The organism is Actinoplanes sp. OR16 (assembly GCF_004001265.1).
In the GTDB taxonomy this organism is placed as follows: Bacteria; Actinomycetota; Actinomycetes; order Mycobacteriales; family Micromonosporaceae; genus Actinoplanes.
Genome location: NZ_AP019371.1, coordinates 559,000 through 583,461, shown reverse-complemented (window position 1 = coordinate 583,461; position 24,462 = coordinate 559,000). Strand labels below are relative to the sequence as shown.

Below are 24,462 nucleotides of genomic sequence, written 5' to 3'. Positions count from 1 at the left end.
GTGATGCTGCACCTCGGAGTGTTCTTCACCGGCGTCGGCCCGCAGCTGATCTGGACCGACCCGGAGTTCGCCGCGCACACCCACATCGACACGTTCGTCCGGACGGCGCAGACCCTGGAACGCGGGCTGTTCGACGCCTTCTTCCTGGGTGAGGGCCTGCGCGTCCGGGAGAACCGCGGCCGCGTGCACGCCCTCGACGTCGCCGGCCGGCCCGACGCGATCACCCAGCTCGCGGCCCTGGCCGCGGTGACCGACAAGATCGGGCTGGTCGCCACCCAGAACACCACCTACAACTACCCGGCCGACCTGGCCCGCCGGCTGGCCTCGCTCGACGCCGTCTCCGGTGGCCGCGCCGGCTGGAACATCGTGACCACCGACAACGCCTGGACCGGGGAGAACTTCCGGCACGGCGGCTGGCTGGAGCACTCTCGCAGATACGAGCGCGCCACCGCGTTCGTCGAGACCGCGAAGGCTCTCTGGGCCGGAAGGACCGTGGATCGTCATGACGACCTGGTCGACGTGACGGCCACGCCGACGCTGACCGGCCGCCCGGTGCTCTTCCAGGCCGGCGACTCGCCCGGCGGCCGGGACCTGGCCGCCGAGCACGCCGACGTCGTCTTCTCCGCCAACACCGACTTCGACAAGGCCGTCGCCTACGCCGACGACCTGCGTAGACGCCTCGCCGGGTACGGCCGCTCGCCGGACTCGCTGCGGATCCTGCCGGGCGCGCAGGTGGTCCTCGGCGACACCGAGGCCGAGGCCGCCGACAAGGCCGAGTGGATCCGCCGCGAGCAGGTCACCGGCCCGCGCGCGATCGCCTTCCTCGAGCAGTATTGGAACAAGGACCTCTCCGGGTACGACCCGGACGGCCCGCTGCCGGACATCGAGCCGGCCGAGGGCGAGCTCGACCCGTCCCGCGGCACGATCGCGATCGAGCACCGGACCGGCAAGCGCGAGCGGATCGCCGAGTGGCGGGCCCTCGGCCTCTCCATCCGGGAGCTGGTCATCGAGGTGACGCCGCGGCACAACGTCTTCGTCGGCACGCCCGGACGGATCGCGGACGAATGGGGCCGCTACCTGAGCGCCCGGGCCGTTGACGGGTTCAACATCGTGCCGCAGCTGCTGCCCGGGACGATCGACGACATCGTGGACAAGCTGGTCCCGGCGTTGCAGGAGCGCGGCCTCTACCGGACCGCGTACACCGGCAGCACCCTGCGTGAGCACCTGGACCTGCCGTGACCCGTTTCCTGTCGACGATCGCCTCGGCCGGCGGCCACCCCGGCCCGTACGAGCTGGCGCTCGACCCGGCCAAGTCCACGCTGGACACCGCCAGGCTGGTGGCCGAGCGGGCCGAGGCAGCCCGGATCGACGCGCTCTTCGTGCCGGATCTTCTGGTCTTCGGAGCGCAGGGCACGATCGGCGCCCAGGAACCGCTGATCTTCGTGGCCGCGCTGAGCCAGGTGACCTCCAAGGCCGGGCTGATCGCGACCGTCTCGACGACCTTCCACCATCCGTTCAACCTGGCCCGGCTCTTCGGCACGCTCGACCACGTGAGCAACGGCCGGGCGGCGTGGAACCTGGTCACGTCGTCGATCGGCGAGCAGAACTTCGGCCCGGGTGAGCTGCCGTCGCCCGAGCAGCGGTACGCCCGCGCCGCCGAGACCATCGAGGTCGTGAACGCGCTCTGGGACAGCTGGCAGCCCGGCGCGCTGCGGCAGGGACCGGACGGCCACGCGGTGCTCGACCCGTCGCTGATCCGCCCGATCAACCACCGCGGCGAGTTCTTCAGCGTCGAGGGCCCGATCAACATCCCGCCGCTGCCACAGGGCCGGCCGGTGCTCATCCAGGCCGGTCAGTCCGCGGCCGGGATCGAGTTGGGCGCCCGCTACGCGGAGGTCGTGTTCACCGCCCTCGCCACGCTCGCGGACGCGGAGAGATTCCGGGCGGCGATCCGCACGCGGGCTTCGGCGTACAGGAGGGAAGGTCTGCCCTTGATCTTCAGCTCTTTTCACGCCACCTTCGGCGCGACCGAGGCCGAGGCGCAACGGCTGGTGCGGGAGCGGCGGGAATCGATCGATTGGACGGCCGGGCGTGCGCTGCTGGCGGACATGCTCGGCGGCGGCATCGACCTTTCCGAGGCCAAGCTGGACGAGCCGCTGCCGGAGAGCCTCATCCCGTCGCTCGACTCGATCAACCGGCGTCGCGGGCGGGCCGAGATCTTCAGCCGGCTGATAAGGGAGGGACGTACCCTGCGAGAGTTGATCCAGGCAGCTCAGGACACCGGTCACTGGTCGGTCGCCGGCACGCCGGAGCAGCTCGCCGACGCGGTCGAGGAACGGTTCCGGGCCGGAGTGCTCGATGTGCTCTCGCTCGGCGGGCTGGCCGACGACCGCACGCACGACTTCGTGGTCAACGGCCTGCTGCCCGACCTGCGGAAACGGGGAATCGTGAAGCCTGACTACCTGGGACCCACCCTGCGCGAGAACCTGGGCCTGACGCGATGAGCTTCGATGTCATCGTCGTCGGTGGCGGTGCGATGGGCTCGGCAGCGGCCTGGCAGCTGGCCCGGCGGGGCGCCGACGTCCTGCTGCTGGAGCAGTTCGAGCCCGGCCACCACCGGGGCGCCTCGCACGGCGCATCCCGGATCTTCCGATTCGCCTATCCGGCGCCGGACTACATCGCCCTCGCCCGGCGTGCCCTGGATCTCTGGCGCGAGCTGGAGTCGGACACCGGCACGGCGCTGGTCGAGCTGACCGGCGGCGTCGATCACGGCGATCCGGCGGCGATCGAGCCGATCGCGCAGGCGCTGGCGGCAGCGGGGGTGCCCGGTCAGTGGCTGCCGGCCGGGGAGGCGGCCGAACGCTGGCCCGGTCTGCGCTTCGACGGCCCGGCCTTCTTCCATCCGAGCAGCGGCCGGGTCCACGCCGATCACGCGGTCACCGCCCTTCAAGCGGCGGCCGTGAAGCAGGGCGCGGTGGTCCGGCACCGCGATCCGGTCCTTCAGATCCTGGTACGAGGAGACGACCGTGCCGAGATCGTCACCCCGAACGGGATCCTCGACGCCGAGCGGGTAGTGGTCGCGGCCGGCGCCTGGACCGCGAAGCTGCTCCCGCAGCTCGGTCTGTCGCTGCGGGTCACGCAGGAGCAACCCGCCCATTTCACGCCTCTTCATCCGGGGCGGTCCTGGCCCGGTTTCATCCACCACCAGCCTGGGCGGGCCGGGGTCTACGGCATGTTCACCCCGGGCGAAGGCGTCAAGGTCGGCCTGCACGGCATCGGCGTACCGGTCGATCCGGACCACCGCGACTTCGCCGCCGAACCTTCCCGGGCCGCCGAACTGGAGGCTTACGTCCGGAACTGGGTACCCGGAGTGGATGCGTCCACCGCCGTCCCGATCAGCTGCACCTACACCACCACGCCCACCGAGGACTTCGTCGTCGACCGGGTCGGGCCGCTCGTGGTCGCGGCCGGGTTCTCCGGGCACGGCTTCAAGTTCACGCCGGCGATCGGTGAGCTGGTGGCGGGCCTGGTCGCCGGGCGGCCTTCGCCGGATCGGTTCCGGTTGCCGCGCGGGTGAGGTTCATCCCTAGAGCGCCCATCGGGTTTGCGAGGAAAGGTCACCCCGCCTAGCCTCTGAATCAGCGGAACAGGAGCACCACTCATGACCATGCGCTCGGCGCTCGAACCACACCGGCTGCGGCAGGTCTTCGGGTCGTTCCCGACCGGCGTGACCGCTGTCGCCGCCTTGATCGACGGGGTGCCCGCCGGGCTGGCGGCCAACTCGTTCGTCTCGGTCTCGCTCGACCCGCCGATGGTCTCGGTCTGCGTGGCGCACACCTCCAGCACCTGGCCGGTGCTGCGCCGGGCCGGGCGGCTCGGGGTCAGCGTGCTCGGCGCCCATCAGGAGCACGCCGGTCGTCAGTTGAGCGCCCGCGGCGCCGACCGCTTCGCCGCCCTGGACTGGCAGGCGACCGACGACGGCGCGGTCTTCCTCAGCGGTTCGAGCGCCTGGCTGGACTGCAGCATCGAGCAGGAGATCCCGGCCGGCGACCATGACATCGTCCTGCTCCGCGTGCACGACCTCGACGCCGACCCGGCCGTCGCCCCGCTGGTCTTCCACGGCAGCCGCTACCGCCGCCTGCACCCGCACACCGACTGACCGCCCCCTATATTGATCCGCGTGAGATTCTCTCCGCGGACCGCAGCAGGCTGGACGATCGCCGTCTTCGGCGCCATGGCCGCCGTCTTCGGCCTGATCGGCGTCCTCTCCCCGGAGACCGTCCTGACCGCGGCCGGCTTCGACGCCACCCCACCGAACTCGGCCCGCGTCTTCGCCACCGCCTCCTCCGTGGCGTCGCTCAACATGGGCGTCTACTACCTGGTCGCCGCGGCCACCGAGTGGCGCCCCTTCTTCCGCTTCACGGTTCCCTTCCGCCTCCTCACCTTCACCGTCTTCAGTCTGCTGGTGCTGATGGAGGTGGCCCCCACGGCGTTCCTCGGCGTGGCGCTCTGGGAGGCGGCCGGCGCGATCGCGACCGGCATAGCCCTCGCCGTGGACACCCGCCGCGGGTTCTAGCGGGAGGCGGCCATCGCCTCCACGCCGGCGATGACCAGGTCGACGCAGAAGGCGTAGTAGCGGTCCAGGTCGAGGTCCTCCTCGAAGGAGGCCGCGTACTCGATCATCTTCGGGTACTTGTCGGCCGGGAGCAGCGACATCTGGAGCTTCTTCTGGCGGCGCCACTCGGCCACCTGCGCGTCGGGCATGCCGGGTGGGCAGCCGGGCTGGCCGGAGACCAGGCCCATCGCCGCGTTCAGCAGGTGGGTGGCGACCCAGTAACCCTCCTCGACGGTGAAGCCCGCGTCGGAGAGCAAGGCGAGCGTGTCGTTCGTCGCCCGGGTGAAGCTCTCCGTCTGCGTCTTGTCGACGGCGTGCAGCAGGACGGGCAGCGACGGGTGCTCGCGCATCACGTCCACCACGGTCTCGAACACGACGCGGAGCCGGCGCTGCCATGGATCACCCGCGTCCGGGTCGGCGCGGACGCCGGACAGGACATGGTCGACGACGCCGAGCAGTAGCTCGTCCTTGTTCTTGAAATGCCAGTACAGCGCCATCGGGGTGACGCCGAGTTCTTTGGCGAGCCGGCGGATGGTCACCGCCTCCAGGCCCTCCTCGTCGGCGAGGCGCAGGGCTCGCTCGGCTACCGCGGCCTTTGTCAGTCGATCACCCGTCACTTGACAACTGTACAACGTACGAGTCTCATGTACGAGGTACATGTACGTTGTACATGGACGCCGTATAGGGGGAGTGGTCATGGAGAAGAATCGACGGTGGTGGGCGCTCGTCGCGGTGGCGCTCGGTACGTTCATGACGTACCTGGACAACAACGTCGTCAATGTGGCGCTGCCCAGCATTCAGCGCGACCTGGGCCTGAGCATCTCCGGGCTGGAATGGATCACCAGCTCGTACATCCTGGTCTTCGCCGGCCTGCTGCTGGCCGGTGGCCGGATCGCCGACGTGCTCGGCACCCGGCTCGCGTTCCTGGCCGGGCTCGGGATCTTCACGGTCGCCTCGGTCGCGGCGGGCCTCGCCGACACGCAGGCACTGCTGATCGGCGCCCGGGCCGTGCAGGGCATCGGCGCCGCGCTGCTCGCCCCGGCCTCGCTCGCGCTGCTGCAGGAGCTGTTCCCGGACCCGAAGGAGCGCGGCACCGCGATCGGCGTCTGGGGTGGCGTGGGCGCGCTGGCCCTGGCGGTCGGTCCGTTCACCGGCGGTGTGCTGAGCGAGCACGTCTCCTGGGGATGGATCTTCCTGATCAACCTGCCGATCGGCGTGGCGACGCTGGCGCTGACGCTGTTCAGCGTCCCGGCCGCGACGACGACCGGGAAGAGGACCGGCACGCTCCGCAAGATGGACCCGGCCGGCCTGGTCACCTCGTCGCTGGCGCTCTTCGCGCTGACGTTCGCGCTGATCGAGGGCGACGGCGAGGGCTGGACGTCCGGCCTGATCCTGGGGTCGTTCGGTGTCGCCGCCGCGTCCGCCGCCGCCTTCGTCCACGTGCAGAGCCGGAACGCCGACTCGATGGTGGACCTGGCCTTCTTCCGCTCGCGGATGTTCACCGGCGGGCTGCTCGCGATGGGCCTCTGGGCGTTCGGCGTGTTCGGCATCTACTTCTACATGGCCATCTACCTGCAGAACGTGCTCGGTTTCTCACCGACCGGCGCCGGTGCCGCCTTCGTCCCGATGGCGATCATCACTGCGGTCGGAGCGGTGCTGGCGCCGCGGTTCGAGGCCCGCTTCGGGGTGGCTCGGGTGACCGCTTTCGGTCTCGCCGTGATGGCCGCCGCGATCGCCGGCATCGCGCAGTACGGCGAGGGCACCACCTATGGCGACCTGCTGCCCTGGTTCGCGCTCTACGGCGTCGGCGGCGGACTGCTGATCCCGCTGAGCACCGTCGTGGTCGACGCCCTGCCGGAGGGCCGGGCCGGCATCGCGTCCGGGATGCTCAACGTCTCCCGTGAGGTGTTCGGCCTGCTCGGCGTGACGGTGCTCGGCGCGATCCTGACCAACCGGGCGAACGCCGCCGAGGGCGCGGAGCTGCACCGATTCCTGGAGGGATACCAGTTCTCGCTGGTGGTGGCGGCCGTGCTGGTCGCGGCCGGCGTACCGGTCAGCCTGTGGATGTTGCGCCGGGGACGCGCCGGGAAGCCGGTCGAGGAGACGAAGGTCCTGGAGACGGTCTGACCACTATGCCGCAGCCGGCTGGACGGCGGCCGGCTGCGGCTCCACCGAGGCTCGGGAGATCCGCAGCCAGACGAAGAAGCCCCAGATCACGAAGACCGCGTAGACGCCGTAGAGGATCGCCGACGGGTAGTAGCCGAAATGGATCAGCTCGGGGACGCCGACCAGGTCGACGGCGATCCAGCAGAGCCAGAACTCGACCCAGCCGCGGGCCATCGCGTACGTCGCCAGCATCGAACCCACGAAGATCCACGAGTCGGCGAGGTAGTACCACCACGGGACCGGGAAGCCCGCGCCGATCTCCCGGAACACCAGGAAGCAGACCGCCACGGCGGCGAGCGCCAGCGGGATGAAGATCATTCGTTGCCGGTGGCCGGCCCAGTGCGGGCGCACCGCGGCGCCGTGGTCGCGCCGCCGGTTGCGCTGCCAGGCCCACCAGCCGTAGACGCTCGTGGCGAGGAAGAAGACCTGCCGGGCGGCCTGGCCGTAGAGCGGGGTGCCCTGATCGTTGCCGACCGCCTGGCCCAGGAAGACGGTGAAGAGCAGCAGGTTGCCGACGATGCCGACCGGCCAGGCCCACGCGTTGCGGCGCAACCCGAAGAGCGCCGAGCCGAGGCCGAACGCGTTGCCGACGATCTCGCGCCAATAGATCGCCTGATCGGCGGTCACCTGCCACTTGGCGTGGTAAAAGGTGCTCAGGAGGTCATCGATCCAGGCCACAGCTGATCCTACTGTGGTGCGGTGAGCGAAACCCCCACCCGAACCCGGCTCTATGCGCATGGTCACGTCGTCGCGGACGACTTCCCGGCCGCCGAGACCGTGGCCCGGCTCCGCGACGACCCGGACGCGGTCGCCTGGATCGATCTGCTCAACCCGGGGCCGGCCGAACTCCAGGCCGTCGCCGACGAATTCCACCTGCACCCGCTCGCCGTCGAGGACGCGCTGCACGAACATGAGCGCCCGAAGCTGGACCGGTACGACAGGCACCTGTTCATGAACGTCTACGCGGTGCGGTTCGCCCACGACGGCACCACCGTCCGCGCGCAGAAGGTCGAGATCAGCGCGTTCATCACCGACCGGGCGCTGATCACCGTGCACAAGACGCCCGGCGACCTGGACGTGCTGGTCGGCCGCTGGGACGCCGAACCCGCGCTGGCCGCGGCCGGCGGGCTGGACTTCCTGGTCTACGGCCTGCTCGACACCGTGGTGGACAGCCAGCAGTCGGCCGCCCGGGAGCTCGACGAGGCGATGGACGCGGCCGAGGATTCGCTGCTCGAGGAGGGCGGCGCCCCGCGTCCGGTCCGGCTCTACGCCTTCGCGCTGCGCAAGGCGCTCTCCGCGCTGCGCCGGGCGGTCGGCCCGATGGCCGACGTGGTGCGGCGGGCGAGGGAGGCCGGCATCGGGCAGGCGAGCGACAAGCTGCACCCGTACTACCGGGACGTCGAGGACCATGCGCAGCAGACCGCCGAGCTGATCGAGCACTCGCTGACCCGGATCAACGAGCTGCTCGACGCCGACCTGGCCGAGCAGAGCAACGTGCTGAACGAGGTCACCCGCAAGCTCGCCGCCTGGGCCGCGATCATCGCGGTGCCGACGGCGCTGACCGGCTACTTCGGGCAGAACGTGCCGTACCCCGGATACGAGCAGTGGTGGGGCTTCCTGATCAGCACCGTGTTCATCGTGGTCTCCGCCGCCGGTCTCTGGCTCTTCCTGAGAAAACGTGGGTGGCTCTAGATATGTGAGCTGTGTAACGTCCCCGGCGAAAGCGGGGGTGTCGATGTTCATGCTCGTCCTCGGCGCGGTCCGGGCCCGCACCGCGCAGGTGCTGACGATCCTGCTGCTCGCCGCCCTGGCGACGGCGGTGGCCGTGGCCGGCCCGTGGTACGCGTTCGCCGCCGCCGGCCGGGCCGCCGCCGCCGACCTGGGCGCGGCGCGGGCCGTCGAGAAGATGGTCTCGGTGCGGGCCGGCGCCGACACCCAGGGGCTGGCCGAGGAGGCCTTCACCCGCTTCGCCGGCGACGTGCGGAGCAGACTGCCGGCCGAGTTCGGCGAGCCGGTCGTCGGGGTCACGGTCCCGCTGAGCGTGCGGGAGGGCGCGGCCACCACGGCCATGGCCACCGCGTACCGGGAAGGCTTCTGCGCGAACGTGCGCCTCGACGGCCCGTGCCCCGCCCGCAAGGGTGAGGCGGCGATCAGCCAGGAGGCGGCGCAGCGGCTCGGCGTGAAGGCCGGCGACCGGATCTCGCTGACCAGCTCGGTCACCAACCGGCCGCTCGTGCTGCGGGTGGTCTCGCTCTACGCCCTGACCGGCATCACCAGCGCGTACTGGGCCGGCGAGATGTTCCGTACCCAGACCGGCATCGATCCCGCGTTCACCGTCCTGGAGACGTTCCAGGAGCGGCCGCTGTGGAACACCTCGATGGTGTACGACGTGGAGCTGCCCGCCGGACTGCTCCGCGGCGACGGCGGCTACGACCTGGCCGGGGTGCTCACCACCCTCGACACCCAGCTCACCGCCTCCCGGTTCCGGATGCAGACGAGCGTCCGGCCGCTGCTCGAGACGATCGCCCGGGACCGGGCCACGATCCTGAGCGGCGTCCGGTCGGCGAGCGTGCAGACCCTGATCCTCACCTGGTTCGCCGTCGGCCTGGCCGGCTGGTACACGCTGCGGGACCGCCGGGCCGACACCGCGCTGCTCAAGCTGCGCGGCGTCAGCCGGTTCCGGATGCTGCGGCTGGCCTGGGGGCAGCATCTCGTGCCGCTGCTGATCGGCGCCGCGGCCGGCATGCCGGCCGGCTACCTGCTGGCCCGGTTGCTGGCCGGATCGGTACGGATCGCGCCGGACCGGGAGACCGCGCTGGCCCAGAGCGCCGTGGCGGTCGCCGCGGTGGTGCTCGGCAGCCTCGTCGTGCTCGCCACCGTCGAGGCCGTGACGCTCGGCCGGCCGGTCGCGGCGCTGCTGCAGCGGGCCCTGCCCGGCCGGGGTGACTGGCGGTCCGCCCTCGCCGACGTGCTGCTCCTGGTGATCGCCGGCGCCGCGATCTACCAGGCCCGCAGCGGTGCCGGTGACAGTGGTCTCGCGGCGGTCGCGCCGGCGCTCGTCGCGCTCGCGCTCGGCCTGCTGGTCGCCCGCCTGCTGCGCCGGATCGCCGGGCAGGCCGGGGCTGCCGCGCTCAAGGCCGGCCGGCTGCGGGCCGGCATGGCCGGTCTCCAGTTCGCCCGCGCGCCCGGCGCCGACCGGGTGTTCGCCCTGGTCGTGGTCGCGGTGGCGCTCTTCGTGACGGCGGGCGGGGGGTGGCAGGCGGACCGGGTGGCCCGCGCCGAGCGCAGCGCCGCGGAACTGGGCGCGACCCGGGTGCTCACCGTGGACGCGCCGAACCGGACCGTGCTGCTGCAGGCGGTCCGCCGCGCCGATCCGGGCGGCCGGGAGGCGATGCCAGTGGTCCGCAACCGCAACGACGACGACCTGGAGATCCTCGAAGTGGACACCGCCCGGCTCGCCGCGGTGGCCCGCTGGCGCCCGGAGTACGGCCCGGTCGCGCTGCTGCGGCCGGCCGGCGAGGCCCAGGTGGTCACGAAGGACCGGCTGACCGCCGGCGTCCGCCGGGAGGGCCGGGTGCCGCTGCTGCTCACCCTGGTGCTGCAGCACGAGGGCACCGGCGCCCGGGTGGCCGCCCGGTTCGGCACGCTGGAAGCGGGGGAGCAGCAGGTCAGCGCGAACACCCCGGAGTGTGCGGCGGCGCCCGGCTGCCGGTTGGTCCGCTGGGAGATCACCCAGCCGCCGGAGCGCACCGGCCGGCTCAAGCCGCCACCGACCGGCTCGGCGGTGACCGTGCGGAGCCTGACCCAGGTGGACGCGGCGGTCCTCGGCGACGTGGCCCGCTGGCGTCCCGGCACCGACGGGGCGAACCTCAACATCGCGACCGGCGGCGGCGCGCTGCGGATGTCCGCCGACGAGAACACCACCGGCCTGAAGCTGATCGGCACCGCCGTCTACTCGGCCGACACCGCGATGCCGGTGCCGATCGTGCTGGCCGGACCGGCGCCGGACCCGTGGCGCTACGACGACCGGATGCTCAAGTCCTACGGGCCCGCGGTGCCGGTGCGGTACGCCGGGATCGTCTCCGGCCTGCCGGCCGTCGGACAGGACGGTGTCCTCGCCGACCTGGACTCGCTGCGCCGGATCGCCGCCGAGACCGACGCGGGCGGCGAGTTCCAGGTGTGGCTCGCCACCGGCGCCCGGCCGGGCCTGATCGCGGACCTGACCCGGTCCGATCTCGCCGGGGCCGGTCTCACCGTGATCGGTGACCAGACGGTGACCAGCCGCACCGAGTGGCTCGGCGCGCAGGGCCCGGCAGCCGTGGCCCGGTTCGCGCTGCTCAACGCGCTGGCCGTGCTGCTGCTCGCGGCCGCGACGATCGCGGTGGCGGCCACCGTGGACAACCGGTCGCTGGGTGCGCAGCTGCGCGGCCTGCGAGCACAGGGCCTGTCGGTGCGGATCGCCGTCTCGACCAGCTACGCCGGTACGGCCGCCCTGCTCGTGGCGGGTCTCGTCGCCGGTGCCCTGGCCGCGCTGCTGGCCGTCCCGCTGGCCGGTGACGCGGCGCCGCCGTTCGCCGACGGCTGGCAGGTGCTGCCACCGCCGGATCCGCTGACCCCGGCCGCGCTCGCCCTCGCCACGGTCGCCGCTCTGCTGGTGCTCGGCCTGCCCGCCTTCTTCGCGGTCTTCCCCCTGGCGAACAGCCTGCGCCGATCCGGAAGCACCCGCACCCAGCGGCGCGGCGCCGACGAGTCCGGTGTCAGCGACACGTCGGGCAGAGGCGACATGCCGGGCGGCGAGAACGGGCGTGGCCGATGATCACCGTGATCCTGGCGATGATCTGGTCGCGGCGCGGCCAGGCCGTCACCCTCGCCGTGCTGGCGATGCTCGCCGTCGCGTCGGCGGTCGCCGCCCCGGCGTTCCTGCTGGCCGTGGAACGTGCCGTAGCGCAGGGGCAGGTCGCGACCGCCGACGTCGACGAGCTGCGGCTGCAGCTGCGGGCCGTGAACGACGCCGCGGCCGCCGCGCAGACCGGGGAGACCGTCGACATCGGCTCGGCCGGGGCCGCGCTGGACGCCATGACCGGTTTCTCCTACGTCTACTCCGAGGAGATGCCGGCGGTCGGGATCGAGCCGACCACCCTCTACGCCTCCCGGGTGGTGTTCCGCCAGGGCGTCTGCGAGCACCTGGTGATCGTCGCCGGGCGGTGCACCGCCGGCGAGGGCGACGTGCTGCTCGGCGAGGCCAGCGCCCGGCGGCTGGAGCTGAAACCGGGCGACGAGATCCAGTTGCGGGCCGCGAAGGTCAAGGGCGACACCAAGCCGGCCACCTGGGTCGGTGACGCCGAGGCGAAGACCTACACGGTCGTCGGCACCTACCGGGTGCCCGACCCGTCGGAGATCTACTGGGGAACGCACGGCTACTTCATCAGCGGGCCGTTCATCGGGCCCGGCGAGCCGGTGTTCACCACCAAGACCACGCTCGCCGCCGTCCAGCGGACCACGTCGATGGAGGCGATCGACGGCATCGCCGATCCCGGGACGCTCGGCATCGACCGGCTGGACGCGGTCCGGGCCGACCTGGCCGCGCTGGAGAGCGTCACGGAGGCGGTGCCCGGCCTCAACCTGGACACCGGCATCCCGCGACTGTTCGAGAGGATCGAGAGCGGGCGGGCGGAGGCGCGGCTCCTCGTACCGGTGCTGGCCGTCCCTCTCGTGCTGCTGGCCTGCTTCAGCATCTATCTGACCGTGGGGCACGGCGCCGAGGGCCGGCGCGACGAGATAGCCGTGGTCGCGCTGCGCGGCGCCCGCTGGTGGACCCGCTGGTGGCTGGCGACCGGGGAGAGCCTCGCCGCGGTGCTGGCCGGCGCCGTGGCCGGGTGCGTCGCCGGGCAGCTGCTGGTGAACGCGGTGGCGGCGAGCGTCTTCCCCGGCGCCGGAGCCACGCCCACCCTCGCCTCGCTGCGCTATGCCCCGGCGGCCACCCTGATCGCCCTGGCCGCCGCCCTGCTGGCCCAGCGCGGGCCGCTGCTGAGCCCGGTCTCGGCGCTTCTCCAGCGGACCGTCCGCGACCGGCGCACGATCCCGGTGATCGAGGCGGTCGTGCTGGTCCTGGCCCTGGTCGCGGGCGTGCAGCTGTACCTCTCCGACGGCTCGCTCGACGGCCTCGGCATGTTCGCCCCGGCCCTGATCATGCTGGCGCTGGCCCTGCTCGCCGCGCGGGCCGTGCTGCCGCTGGTAAGCCGGTACGCCGGCCGCGCCCTGCACCGCGGCCGGCTCGGCGCCGGCCTGGCCGGTCTCCAGCTGTCCCGCCGTCCCGGCGCGGGCCGGCTCTTCGCGCTGCTCGCGGCGGCCGCGGCGGTCGCCGGGTACGCGACCTGCGCCGTGGACACGGCCGCTCAGGGCCGGGAGATGGAGGCCCGGCTCGGCACCGGCGCCGACCGGGTGCTGACGGTCGAGCCCGTCCCCCGGCGCCGCCTGCTCGACGCGGTCCGCGCGGCCGACCCGGACGGGCGGTTCGCGATGGCCGTGACGGAGCTGCCGAGCGGCGGGAGTTCCGGCGTACCGGGACTGGCCGTTGATGCCGAACGTCTGGCAGCGGTGACGTCGTGGACCGCGCAGGGGCCGTCCCCCGAGGCGGTGGCCGGGAGTCTGCTGGCCGAGGCGCCCGAGCGGCCCTCCTTCCGTGGCTCGGAGATCGTCGCCGATGTGACGCTCACGGAGATCGCCCCGGATCGGCGGCTGAGGTTCGCCATCGCGGTGTCCTCGCAGAAGGGGCTCGGCGAGGCGCTGGTCGAGGTCGGGGTGCTGCGTAACGGGCGGGCGACCTACCGGCAGCCGCTGTCGCTCTGCGAGAAGGGCTGCTGGATCAACGGCATCGGGGTGTCCGGTCTCGGCAAGGCGACCGAGACGACCGGCCGGGTGGAGATCACGAACCTCAACGGGATCCGGCTGGAGGGTGACTGGTGGGCCGCGCAGAACGCCCGCGTCACCCTGCAGGACTCCATGATCATCAACGCGAACGTCAGGGCCGCGCCCTCCGGGACCGCCTGGATCCGCCCGCCGGCCACCCCGAGGCCGCTGCCACTCGCCCGGGCCGGCGCCGGACCGCCGGGCAACGTGATCACCAGCGTCGGTGGCGACCCGATCCCGATCACCCCGGTCGCCGATCTGCCGGTCGTCCCCCGGGCCGGGCGGAACGCCGTACTGGTGGATCTGGATCTCGCCGACCGCCTGGCGGTGGATGGCTACGCCGCCCAGTCCCCGCAGGTGTGGCTCGGCCGGAACGCCCCCGCCGACGTGCTGCAGCGCCTCGGTGACCAGGGGCTCGTGGTGATCAGCGACACCGGCGCGGCACAGGTCCGGGACCGGCTGGACCGGCAGGGCCCGGCGCTCGCGCTCACCTTCCACATCCTGGCCGCGGTGCTCGCCACGCTGCTCGGGGCGGGCGCGCTGGTGCTGACCATCGCGGTGGACCGGGACCGGCGGGCCGGTGATCTCTCGGCGCTGCGGGCTCAGGGCCTGCCGGCGCGGGTGGCCGGCCGGGCGACGCTCTGGACCTATCCGGTGCTGGTCGGGTTCGCCGTGGTGGTGGGCCTGCTGGTCGGGGCGGCGGCGTGGCAGCTGACCGGCTGGGCGCTGCCGCTGGCCGGGCTCACCCCGCCGGACCTGCCGATGCCGGACCTGCCGCGGCTGCCGGTGCTGCTGGCGGTCGCCGGCGTGGTTCTGCTGGTCAACGTGGTGGTGGCGGTGGCCGGCGGCAGGGACTTGAAGAAGCGAACCGAGAAGGGGATGGCATGACCACGTTGGCGGTCGAGGCGGCGGATCTCGGGTACGGCGGCGCCCCGGTGCTGACCGGAGTGACGGTGACGGCCCACCCCGGTGAGCTGCTCGCCGTCACCGGTACGTCCGGCGCCGGGAAGACCACCCTGCTCAGCGCGATGGCCGGGATGCTCACCCCGCTGTCCGGCTCGGTGACCGCCGACGGGACGCCGCTCGGCGACCGCGACCGGGCAGTCGGCCGGGGTGTCGTGCTGATCCCGCAGGAGAACGGCCTCGCCGCGATCCTCACCGCCGCCGAGAACATCTCGGTCGCGGTGATCGCCACCGGTGGCACCCCGGCCGACGCCCGGCGGCGCACCGCCGAGTCACTGGAGGCGCTCGGCCTCTCCGGCCAGGCCGACCAGCTCATCGACGAGCTCTCCGGCGGTCAGCAGCAGCGCACCGCGATCGCCCGGGGACTGGCGCTGCGCGGCGAGGTGCTGCTCGCCGACGAGGTGACCAGCGAGCTGGACGCGGCGAACCGGCAGAAGGTGATCGAGCTGCTGCGGGCCGAGGCGGCCCGGGGTGTGGCCGTCGTCCTGGCCACCCACGACCCGGAGACGGCGGCGGCCTGTGACCGTGAGGTGCACCTCGCCGACGGCGTCCTCAGCTTCCGGGAATGAGTGTCACTTCACCGTCGACGTTCTGGACCGTGAAGAGCGTCCCGGGCGGGTAGGAGCCGAGCACGTCCGGCGGCAGCTGCACGGTCCCGTCGCCGGCCACCACCGCGAAGTCCTGCCCGTCCCGGCCCTCCGCGCCGACCCGGCCGTCCCGGATCGTCACGGCCCGGCCCAGCCGCGCGCCCACCTCGTTGTCGTGGGTGACCACCACGATCGTGGTGTGCCGTTCGGTGTTCACCGTCTCGAGGGCGTCGAGCACCTCGTCCCGGCCGGCGGTGTCCAGGCGGCTGGTCGGCTCGTCGACGAGGAGCAGGCCCGGACCGGCCGCGATGCCGACCGCGAGGGCCGCCCGCTGCCGGCCGCCCGGTGTCAGATCGGCGAGACGGCGGCGGCCCTGACCGGGGAGTCCGACCAGGTCCAGGATGCGATCGGGGTCGTCGAGCTGGATCCCCCGGGTGTGGGCGGCCCGTCTCTGAGCCAGCCAGATGTTGCGGTGCAGCGACGCGTACGGCAGAAGGTTCCGTGCCGCACCCTGCAGCACCACGCCGATCTCGGTGCCGCGCAGCCGGGAGATCTCGCCGTCGGAGAGTTTGCCCATATCGTAGGTGCCGACGTTGATCCGGCCGGCGGAGGGGCGCATCAATCCGGCGAGCAGTGCGATCAGCGTCGACTTGCCGGAGCCGGACGGCCCGACCAGGGCGAGTGTCTCACCGGGAGCGATCGAGAGATCCACGCCGGCCAGGGCCACGACGTCACCGGCTTCGGCGCGGTAGATGTGCACCACCCGGCGGCAGGCCACGGCCAGTCCGTTCATGAAGCCCAAACTAATCAACGAGCGCCACTATGAATAGGGTGTCCCCGTGCGCGACATCGCCGTCTTCACCGGATCCGCTCATCCTGAACTGGCCGCCGAGATCTGCGAGCACCTCGCCGTGCCGCTCATGCCGACCCGGATCTCCCGGTTCGCCAACGACTGCATCGAGGTACAGCTGCAGGGCAACTGCCGGGAACGGGACGTGTTCCTGATCCAGCCGCTCTCCCCGCCGACCCAGGAGCATCTCGCCGAGCTGCTCTTCATGATCGACGCAGCCCGTGGCGCGTCGGCCGGCCGGATCACCGTGGTCCTGCCCCATTACGCGTACGCCCGCAGCGACAAGAAGGACGAGCCGCGCATCTCGATAGGCGGCCGTCTCGTGGCCGACCTCCTCACCACCGCCGGCGCCGACCGGGTGCTGGCCATGACCCTGCATTCGCCGCAGGTGCACGGCTTCTTCAAGATCCCGGTCGACCACCTGCACGCGCTGCGCGAGCTGGCCGATCACTTCCGGGCGTACGACCTCAGCAACGCGGTGGTGGTGTCCCCCGACCTCGGCAACGCCAAGGAGGCCGCGGCGTTCGCCCGGATGCTCGGCATCGAGGTGGCGGCGGGCGCGAAGCAGCGGTACGCCGACGACAAAGTGGTGATCAGCTCGGTGATCGGTGAGGTCGCCGACCGTGATGTCATCGTCCTGGACGACGAGATCGCCAAGGGCAGCACGGTCTTCGAGTTGCTGGCCCGGCTCCGCGAGCGCAACGTCCGGAGCGTACGGGTGGCCTGCACGCACGGGCTCTTCGCCGCCGACGCGGTGCAGCGGCTCTCCGCGGAGAAGGAGATCGAGGAGATCGTCTGCACCAACACGGTGCCGATCCCGCCGGCGAACCGTACCGACAAGCTGACCATCCTGTCCGTGGCCCCGGCCCTGGCCGAGGCGATGCGCCGGATCCACAACGGCGAATCGGTGAGTGCGCTTTTCGGCTGAGATTTGCCCGTTTCGCCCGCGCGACCCTGGTCAAACGCGAATCATGACCCACATGGGTGTCATGGCTTACCCCCTCCGGTACGCGCTCGCCGACCTCGCCCTCGCTCTCAGCCGAGCCGGGGCCAATCCGGCCGAGGTCAGCTCCACGGCCGCCCGCGCCGCCGCCGACATGATCGGTGACGGCGCGGGCGTCCAACTGCTCCGCGACGACGGCCGGTACGAGGAGATCTCCTACCACCACCTCGACGACGAGCGGTCCCGCACGCTCGCCCGTTCCCTGGACCGGGCCGGTGACACGCCGGACGACGAGTTCTCCACCACCCTGGCCGCGAGCCGCCGCCCGATCGTGCTGGCCGGTGACCCGGCGGCGGCGCTCGGGCACCCCGAGGACGGGATCACGGCGGCGGTCCTCTGCCCGGTGATCGTCGACAACACGTACGCCGGATTCCTGATCCTGACCCGGCACACCGCCGACGCGTTCTACTCCACGCCCGAGGTGGAGCTGGCCCGGGACATCGCCGGCGAGGTGTCGCTCGCGGTCTCGGCGGCCCGTGCCCAGGAACGGCTGAAGGCCGCCGAGGAGCGGTACCACCGGGTCCTCGAGACGATCCCGGAGGGCGTGCTCCAGCTCGACCCGGACGGCGTGGCGACGTACGCCAACGAGCCGATCGGCGTGGTCCTCGGCATGCCCCGCGCCGAGCTGATCGGCGTCTCGCTGCGCGGCTTCCTCGACAACGTCGGGCAGAAGGAGCTGGACCGCCGGATCGCCGAGTGCAAGACCGGCCGCTCCACGGTCGGCGCCACCCGGCTGATGCGGGCCGACGGCTCCCGGCGCAGCGTGCGGATCAGCATGATGCCGGTCCGCGACGATCACGGCGAGTTCGCCGGCGTGCTCTGCATGATCACCGACACGACCGACCACATCGACGCCCGCGGCCTCAAGCGCCAGCTCGACCACCTGCGCCGGCTGGACAGCCTGGGCCAGCTGATCGGCGGCCTCTCGCACGACTTCAACAACCTGATGACCGTGGTCGCCGGCTCGGCGGACATGATCCTGACCGGCACCGAGGAGGGCTCGCAGCCCCACCAGCTGGCGCAGGACATCCTGGACGCGGTCGCCACCGGGCGCACGCTCACCCACCAGCTGCTCGCGTTCGGCCGCAGCGAGGGCAACCGGCCCGAGGTCATCCCGATCCCGGACCTGCTCACCGACGTGCAGTCGCTGTTCAGCCGGACGCTCGGTGAGCGGATCGGCCTGGACCTGACGTTCGGCCCGGACGTGTGGCCGGTCAAGGCCGAGCGCGGCCCGCTGGAGCAGGCGCTGGTGAACCTGGCCGCGAACGCCCGGGACGCGATGCTGCACGGCGGCATGGTCCGGGTCACCGCCACGAACGAGGTGATCGAGCCCGGCCAGTTCGCGACCGAGGGCGCCCCGGCCGGCAAGCTGGTGCACCTGATCGTCACGGACACCGGCACCGGCATGGAGGAGGAGGTCCGCAAGCGGGCCCTGGAACCGTTCTTCACGACCCGCCCGACCGCGGCCGGCCTGGGCCTGGCCACCACGGCCGGCATCGTGACCAATCTGGGCGGCCACATCGAGCTGGAGTCGCAGCCGCGGATGGGCACGACGGTGCACATCTACCTGCCGGCCGCCGAGGAGCGCAAGCAGGCCGAGGGGGAGGGCCGGACCAAGCAGGCGGTGATCGGCCGGGTCCTGATCGTCGAGGACCAGCCGGACGTGGCGCAGCTCGTGCAGCGGCTCATCGCGCCGGCCGGCTACGAGATCGCGGTCGCCACCGACGCGCTCACGGCGGTCACCCAGGTAGCGTCCGGCGCGCGGCCGGACCTGCTGATCACGGACGTGGTGATGCCGACGATGACCGGCCCGGAGCTCGCCAGCGCGCTGCGCACCCACCAGCCGGACCTGCCGGTGCTCTACATGTCCGGCTATTCGGCGGCGTCGCTCGGGCCGCAGCTGCACCTGGACGACAACAGCATGCTGCTGGAGAAGCCGTTCACCCGCTCGACGCTGCTCGGGGCGATCCGGTCGCTGTGTGGTCCGCAGCCCATCCGTCAGAACGAGGCCCCGCCGCCGCAGTGACGAGAATCCGCCCTTAGGGTGCAAAACGCTGCGGCAAGGCTTGCCATACTCTCCGGTCAAATCGCATCATTCCGGGGCATTGCCGTCTGCGGAAGGACCCGGAGTGACGAACGACCCCGGAGAGGATCCCACGGGGAGCGGCTCGGACGTGCCACTGGCCGGGCGGTGTGTCGGGAAATCTTACGTTTTGGTCAGACCTATCGGGCAGGGGGCGACCGGCACCGTCTGGCGCGGCGAGGACCGTTCCACCGGCGAGCCGGTCGCGATCAAGCTGTTGCACGACAGCCTGCTGCGGCAGCCGCGCCTGGTCACCCGGTTCGTCCAGGAGCGGACGATCCTGCAGATGCTCCGGCATCGCCACGTCGTCCGGGTCCGTGACCTGTTCAGCGTGGGGGAGACCCTCGGTCTCGTGATGGACCTGGTGGCCGGCGGCAATCTCCGCGACCACCTGCACCGGCGCGGAACCGTGGCGCCGGGGGAGGCGGTCCGGCTCGCCGGCCAGGTGGCCTCGGCGCTCGCCGAGGCGCACGACCTGGGGATCATCCACCGCGATCTGAAGCCGGACAACATCCTGCTCAGCGACGCGTCGGAGGTCCGGCTCACCGACTTCGGCATCGCCCGGATACTGAACCTGCCGAGCATGACCACGCCGAACGCCGTCGTCGGCACCCCGCACTACATGGCGCCCGAGGCGTTCCACGGCGTCACGCCGAGCCCGGCCACCGACGTCTACGCGCTCGGGGTGCTGCTCTACGAGCTGGTCAACGGGCATCCGCCGTACCGCAGCGACTCGATACCCGAGCTCATGCGCCTGCACGCCGAGGGTCAGCCGGAACGCCGCCCGGGCATCCCCGACCCGCTCTGGCGGATCATCACGATGTGCCTGGCGGTCAAGCCGCGGCATCGCCCCAGCGCCACCGATCTCGTCACCGATCTGGGATTCCTCGCCCGCAATCTGAGTGACGCCCCGGCGCTGTCCCGTCCCGGCAGCCCGCCCGAGGACGACTCGATCGAGTTCCATCCGGCGCCCGTGCCGCGCCTGCCCGCCCCGCGCCGCCGCGTCCCGAACAACGCCGCGCCGCCGAACCGCTGGTCCCGCCGGGGCGCCTTCGCCGTCGCGTCGGTGGCCGCCGGGACCATGCTGGCCTCGGGTGTCGCGACGACGGCCTGGCACATGAGCCGTGCCGGGGACGCGCCCGCGATGATCGTGGCGCCTCCTGCGGCTTCTCCCGCCGTTTCATCGCCGGCCGCTTCGCCGGCTGCCTCGAAGCCGGCGCCCTCCCGATCTCCGCGGGTGGCCAAGGCCGCGAGGGGCGTCGCGCATGCCGATTCCAGGACCACGGCGGGGGTACGGGTGAAGCGCCCGCCCGCATCGCCGTCCCGTCAAGCGAGCAGGCCCCGCGGAGGGGCACTGATCCCGCTGCCGGAGGGGAAGGCCCAGGGGCGCTGGCAGTGCTCGCCGCGGCTCGTCTTCGATCTGCGCACGCGCACGCCGCTCGGCCCGCGCCCGTGTCACCAGCTGGGCAGCGACATCCAGTTCCAGGCCGCCCTCACCGCGCCGGCCGGTGGTCGTGGCCGCATCGAGGTGGCGTTGCAGGACGCGCGCACCGGTCGTACCGTCGCCGGCCCCCGCACCTGCGACGACCTGTCGTTCGGCCGCCGGTCGATGACGCAGGAGTGCGGGCCGCTCGTCGCCGAGCCGCGGCGCGGCCGTCAGTACGCCGTGGTGATGACCTTCCGCTACGTCCGCGGCGACGGCCGGACGGCGACGAACACGACGAAGGGCCGCCCGTTCGCATGGTGAGGTCTTCTCTGCCGGTGCCTTCCTCAGGGGCGGAAGCCGGACCGCAGCCGGTCGGCCAGGCTCGGCGGCGGAGGGGGCGGCACCGGACGTCTGTTCGGCGTGGGCTCGGAACGGCCGATCGGGCGGTCATAATCGGTCACCGCTATCGCATCGATCATCTGCTGCTCGGTGAACAGGTCGGAGCCGGGAATCGACTCGACGAACCCGACGAGCACGCCGTTGCGCATCACCTGTGCCTGCAGCCCGGCAGCGCCGGCCTCCCACTCCGCCTCGCGGCCGTCCGGGAGGACCACCCGGATGCCGTATCCCGAGCCGCCCGCACGCGGCAGCCGGACATGAGCGAAGACGTTGCGGTCCCGCAGTGTCTGGACCATGCGGCGGGCCCGGTTCTCTTCCATGAACAAAACCGTAGCCCGCAGATCTGAAGACACGCTGAAGATCGGCCCGACCGCCGCTGTACGCGGAATCACGCACGGCGCACGTAACATCACCCGCGGCCATAACCCCTGGTCACATCGACGCATGTTACTACCTTGTAACACGAATGTCACTGGATTCCTTTTCCCGAAGCCTTGACTTACTGTTCGGTAACCGAAGCGCTTCGGGCCCCTGAATCCCCACGCGGATATTGGAGGCCATCGATGAGATTGATGACCGTCCTCGTCACTTCATCCCTGCTGAGCCTCGCCCTCGCCGCTCCCGCCCAGGCGGCGTCCGTCGACTACGTCGCCCTCGGCGACTCCTACTCATCCGGCGTCGGCGCGCCCGGCCAGTCCGGCACGTGCCTGCGCAGCAACAACAGCTACGCGGCGAAGTGGGCCGCGCAGAACTCGCCCTCGACCTTCCAGTTCCTGGCCTGCGGCGGCGCCGTCACCGACGACATCGTCAAGACCCAGGCGCCGGCCATGAACAGCGGCGCCGACCTGGTCAGCATCACGATCGGCGGCAACGACGCCGGCTTCGCGCCGACCGTCCTCACCTGCCTGACATCCAGCGACTCGGCGTGCGCCGCCAAGGTCGAGTCGGGCAAGGCGTACGTCGCGAACACCCTGCCGGCCAAACTCGACGCGGCCTACGGCGCGATCAAGGCCAAGGCGCCGGGCGCACGGGTGGTGGTGCTGTCGTACCCGCTGATCTTCGACACGACGTCGGTGCTCTGCGAGATGAGCATCGCCAAGCGTAAATCGCTGAACAGCGGCGCGACGGCCCTCGACGAAATGATCAAAAACCGCGCCGAGGCCGCCGGATTCGTCTATTCCGAGGTGCGCGACGAATTCACCGGCCACGGCGTGTGCTCGTCACGGCCGTACCTCAACGGGCTCACCGTGATCCCGCCGCAGAATTCCTACCACCCCAACACCAACGGCTATTCGTACGGCTACCTGCCGGCGTTCTCCGGAAGCGCCGGCTAGAAGCGCAACCCGTGGACAACCTCCGGGGACCGGCCACGGCTCCCGGAGGCCGCCAGGATCTCACCCCATGGCCCGCCTGAACACGCTGCTCTTCCTCGTCGTCGTCGCGCTCAGCGCGGTAGCCCTGATCGACTGCCTGCTGACCGACCGCGCGAGGCTGCGCTCGTTCCCCCGCGGTGCCTGGACGATCCTGATCCTGCTCTGCCCGGTAGCGGGCCCGATCGCCTGGTTCCGAGCCGGCAAGGTCACATCCCCTCAGGACACGCACGCCCCCGCGGCCCTCACCCCGATCGGCCCCGAGGACGATCCCGCCTTCGTCCAGCACTTGGCCGCCACCCTCCGCAACCGCTGAAGTCCCCACCGCCCGGCTGTGACTGGTTGCTGCCAGCAGGCGGTCCAGGCAGCCATGAGTCACAGCCACCCGGTTCAGCTGTGGCTGGTTGCTGCCAGCAGGCGGTCCAGGCAGCCATGGGTCACAGCCACCTGGTTCGGCTGTGGCTGGTTGCTGTGGGTGGGCGGTTGAGGCAGCCATGGGTCACAGCCGCGTTGGTTCGGCTGTGGCTGGTTGCTGCCAGCAGGCGGTTGAGGCAGCCATGGGTCACAGCCACCCGGTTCGGCTGTGACTGGTTGCTGTCGGCGGGCGGTTGAGGCAGCCATGGGTCACAGCCGACTCCCCGCACGTGGCCGCTGGTCGCGCAACGGCCTCAGGTGCGCGGCGCCCGCCTCAGCGGCCTGACCCACGGCGGCCCGGAAGCGGCGCTACGGCCCGGTGCCGAACCCCCTCGCCTGGCAATCCGGCCCCGGCCCGGCACTCACCCGCAGCCGGATAGTCGACCTCAGCCGGATAGTCGACCTCAGCCGGATAGTCGACCTCAGCCGGATAGTCGACCTCAGCCGGATAGTCGACCTCAGCCGGATAGTCGACCTCAGCCGGATAGTCGACCTCAGCCGGATAGCCGACCTCAGCCGGATACCCGACCCCAGCCATCGGTTGACGTGGGCGGCAGAAACCCGCGGACGGGCTCAGGCCGAGTCGCGCCAGACGATCGGGGTCGGGAGCAGCTGGCCACCCTGCTCGACGTGTTCGCCACGGAGCTGGCGTAGCACCAGTTGCGCCGCCACCGTGCCCAGCTCCGTCGCCGGCTGATGCACCGTCGACAACTGAGGCTGGCAGCGGACCGCCCACGTGCTGTCGTCGAAGCCGACCACGCCGACGTCGCCGGGTACGCTGCGGCCGGCTTCGCGCAGGGCTTCGAGGGCGCCCGCGGCGATGGCGTCGGATGCGGCGAAGACGCCGTCGATGGCCGGTTCGCGTTCGAGCAGGAGCCGCATCCCCTTGACGCCGGAACCGTAGTCGTAGTGCGGGACGTCCGCTACCAGCGTGGAGTCGAAGGCCGTACCGAGTGCGGTCTTGAAGCCTGTCAGCCGGTCTATCCCGGAGTCCCGGTCCAGCGCCGCCGCGATCATGCCGATGCGGCGGCGGCCGCCGGCGGCCAGGCGGGACGTGATCGAGCGGGCGGAGTCGATGTTGTCTATCCCGACGAACGGGATGCTGTCGCTCAGATCGGGTGGATGACCAACGAAAGCCGCTGGTAGGCCCAGTCCGGCGATTACCTTGATGATCGGATCGCGGGTGCGGGCCGACACGACGATGGCGCCGTCGACGAAGCCTCCGCTGAGGTACCGGGCGACCCGCTCGGTGTCGCGCGCGGACTCCACCACCAGGCTGACCATCTGGTGGTCGGCGAGGGAGAGCGCGGCGTTGGCGCCGAGCATGATCGAGCCGATGTTCGGGTCGTCGAGGAAGAGCGAATGCGGCTCCAGCGCGACGAAGGCGACCGCCTGCGAGCGGCGCATCTTCAGCGTACGAGCGGCGTTGTTCGGCACGTAGCCGACCTCGAGGATGGCGGCCTCGATCGCGGCGCGTGCCTCGGCGGAGACGTATCCGCCGTTCAGCACGCGGCTCACGGTGCCTCGGGAGACACCGGCTGCCGCAGCGATGTCGTGGACCGTGGCGCGCTTCGGTGGCCGCATGCGATCAATGTAGCGCCGCAGCTATTGACCGAGTGCCAGGCCAGTCCTACTGTGTGCACGTTCACACATCCGTAACGGACCCTTAGGTCCACG

At 71.8% G+C, this 24,462-nt stretch carries 20 protein-coding genes; 15 read left to right on the top strand and 5 right to left on the bottom strand.

Annotation, left to right across the window (positions count from 1 at the left end; translation table 11 throughout):
• The first annotated feature begins 3 nt into the window (after positions 1 to 3).
• The 5 genes from EP757_RS02620 (at position 4) to EP757_RS02600 (ending at position 4,576) form a co-directional block, all read left to right on the top strand.
• Positions 4 to 1,239, top strand: a complete 1,236-nt coding sequence (locus EP757_RS02620; RefSeq protein WP_127542616.1) for an LLM class flavin-dependent oxidoreductase — start codon at positions 4 to 6, stop codon at positions 1,237 to 1,239.
• The gene (locus tag EP757_RS02615) at positions 1,236 to 2,504 is read left to right on the top strand and encodes an NtaA/DmoA family FMN-dependent monooxygenase (RefSeq protein ID WP_127542615.1); all 1,269 of its coding nucleotides are present in this window, start codon (positions 1,236 to 1,238) and stop codon (positions 2,502 to 2,504) included. The genes EP757_RS02620 and EP757_RS02615 overlap by 4 nt, the downstream gene beginning before the upstream one ends.
• A complete protein-coding gene (gene solA, locus EP757_RS02610) occupies positions 2,501 to 3,577 on the top strand; it encodes an N-methyl-L-tryptophan oxidase (RefSeq protein WP_127542614.1) in 1,077 nt (358 codons plus the stop codon). Before EP757_RS02615 ends, solA begins: the two co-directional genes overlap by 4 nt.
• An 84-nt stretch (positions 3,578 to 3,661) precedes the next feature.
• Complete coding sequence (locus EP757_RS02605) at positions 3,662 to 4,159, top strand: flavin reductase family protein (RefSeq protein ID WP_127542613.1); 498 nt, start codon at positions 3,662 to 3,664, stop codon at positions 4,157 to 4,159.
• A 21-nt stretch (positions 4,160 to 4,180) separates the two neighbouring features.
• On the top strand, positions 4,181 to 4,576 hold the full coding sequence (locus EP757_RS02600) for a hypothetical protein (protein ID WP_127542612.1): 396 nt from the start codon (positions 4,181 to 4,183) through the stop codon (positions 4,574 to 4,576).
• On the opposite strand, the gene EP757_RS02595 is transcribed toward EP757_RS02600, so the two are convergent.
• Positions 4,573 to 5,232, bottom strand: a complete 660-nt coding sequence (locus EP757_RS02595) for a TetR family transcriptional regulator (RefSeq protein WP_232050332.1) — start codon at positions 5,230 to 5,232, stop codon at positions 4,573 to 4,575. The genes EP757_RS02600 and EP757_RS02595 overlap by 4 nt on opposite strands.
• A gap of 79 nt (positions 5,233 to 5,311) precedes the next feature.
• Between EP757_RS02595 and EP757_RS02590 the strand changes: the two genes are divergently transcribed.
• Entirely contained in the window at positions 5,312 to 6,742 is a 1,431-nt protein-coding gene (locus EP757_RS02590; protein WP_127542610.1) for an MFS transporter, read from the top strand.
• Positions 6,743 to 6,745: 3 nt separating this feature from the next.
• On the opposite strand, the gene EP757_RS02585 is transcribed toward EP757_RS02590, so the two are convergent.
• Positions 6,746 to 7,459 (bottom strand): nicotinamide mononucleotide transporter family protein, encoded by a 714-nt coding sequence (locus EP757_RS02585; RefSeq protein ID WP_127542609.1) that lies wholly within the window; start codon positions 7,457 to 7,459, stop codon positions 6,746 to 6,748.
• Positions 7,460 to 7,480: 21 nt separating this feature from the next.
• Between EP757_RS02585 and EP757_RS02580 the strand changes: the two genes are divergently transcribed.
• From EP757_RS02580 to EP757_RS02565, 4 genes are read left to right on the top strand one after another with little or no spacing between them, the layout of a single operon-like run.
• A complete protein-coding gene (locus EP757_RS02580; protein WP_127542608.1) occupies positions 7,481 to 8,473 on the top strand; it encodes a magnesium transporter CorA family protein in 993 nt (330 codons plus the stop codon).
• Positions 8,474 to 8,516: 43 nt separating this feature from the next.
• Entirely contained in the window at positions 8,517 to 11,597 is a 3,081-nt protein-coding gene (locus EP757_RS02575) for an FtsX-like permease family protein (protein WP_127542607.1), read from the top strand.
• Complete coding sequence (locus EP757_RS02570) at positions 11,594 to 14,578, top strand: FtsX-like permease family protein (RefSeq protein WP_127542606.1); 2,985 nt, start codon at positions 11,594 to 11,596, stop codon at positions 14,576 to 14,578. Before EP757_RS02575 ends, EP757_RS02570 begins: the two co-directional genes overlap by 4 nt.
• Positions 14,575 to 15,222 (top strand): ABC transporter ATP-binding protein, encoded by a 648-nt coding sequence (locus EP757_RS02565; protein ID WP_127542605.1) that lies wholly within the window; start codon positions 14,575 to 14,577, stop codon positions 15,220 to 15,222. The genes EP757_RS02570 and EP757_RS02565 overlap by 4 nt, the downstream gene beginning before the upstream one ends.
• Here EP757_RS02565 and EP757_RS02560 read toward each other — a convergent pair.
• A complete protein-coding gene (locus tag EP757_RS02560; protein ID WP_127542604.1) occupies positions 15,206 to 16,033 on the bottom strand; it encodes an ABC transporter ATP-binding protein in 828 nt (275 codons plus the stop codon). The genes EP757_RS02565 and EP757_RS02560 overlap by 17 nt on opposite strands.
• A gap of 46 nt (positions 16,034 to 16,079) precedes the next feature.
• Between EP757_RS02560 and EP757_RS02555 the strand changes: the two genes are divergently transcribed.
• From EP757_RS02555 to EP757_RS02545, 3 genes are all read left to right on the top strand, one after another.
• A complete protein-coding gene (locus tag EP757_RS02555; RefSeq protein WP_127542603.1) occupies positions 16,080 to 17,018 on the top strand; it encodes a ribose-phosphate pyrophosphokinase in 939 nt (312 codons plus the stop codon).
• Positions 17,019 to 17,079: 61 nt separating this feature from the next.
• Positions 17,080 to 19,119 (top strand): response regulator, encoded by a 2,040-nt coding sequence (locus EP757_RS02550; RefSeq protein ID WP_232050331.1) that lies wholly within the window; start codon positions 17,080 to 17,082, stop codon positions 19,117 to 19,119.
• A gap of 187 nt (positions 19,120 to 19,306) precedes the next feature.
• A complete protein-coding gene (locus EP757_RS02545) occupies positions 19,307 to 20,923 on the top strand; it encodes a serine/threonine-protein kinase (protein WP_232050330.1) in 1,617 nt (538 codons plus the stop codon).
• A 23-nt stretch (positions 20,924 to 20,946) separates the two neighbouring features.
• On the opposite strand, the gene EP757_RS02540 is transcribed toward EP757_RS02545, so the two are convergent.
• Complete coding sequence (locus tag EP757_RS02540) at positions 20,947 to 21,321, bottom strand: hypothetical protein (protein WP_174262328.1); 375 nt, start codon at positions 21,319 to 21,321, stop codon at positions 20,947 to 20,949.
• A gap of 243 nt (positions 21,322 to 21,564) precedes the next feature.
• Here EP757_RS02540 and EP757_RS02535 point away from each other — a divergent pair, with 243 nt between their 5' ends.
• Complete coding sequence (locus tag EP757_RS02535) at positions 21,565 to 22,335, top strand: SGNH/GDSL hydrolase family protein (protein WP_127542599.1); 771 nt, start codon at positions 21,565 to 21,567, stop codon at positions 22,333 to 22,335.
• A gap of 67 nt (positions 22,336 to 22,402) precedes the next feature.
• Positions 22,403 to 22,687, top strand: coding sequence for a PLD nuclease N-terminal domain-containing protein (locus EP757_RS02530; protein WP_127542598.1), 285 nt, complete (start codon positions 22,403 to 22,405; stop codon positions 22,685 to 22,687).
• A gap of 671 nt (positions 22,688 to 23,358) precedes the next feature.
• Here EP757_RS02530 and EP757_RS02525 read toward each other — a convergent pair.
• Positions 23,359 to 24,369, bottom strand: a complete 1,011-nt coding sequence (locus EP757_RS02525) for a LacI family DNA-binding transcriptional regulator (RefSeq protein WP_127542597.1) — start codon at positions 24,367 to 24,369, stop codon at positions 23,359 to 23,361.
• Between the last annotated feature and the right edge of the window lie 93 nt (positions 24,370 to 24,462).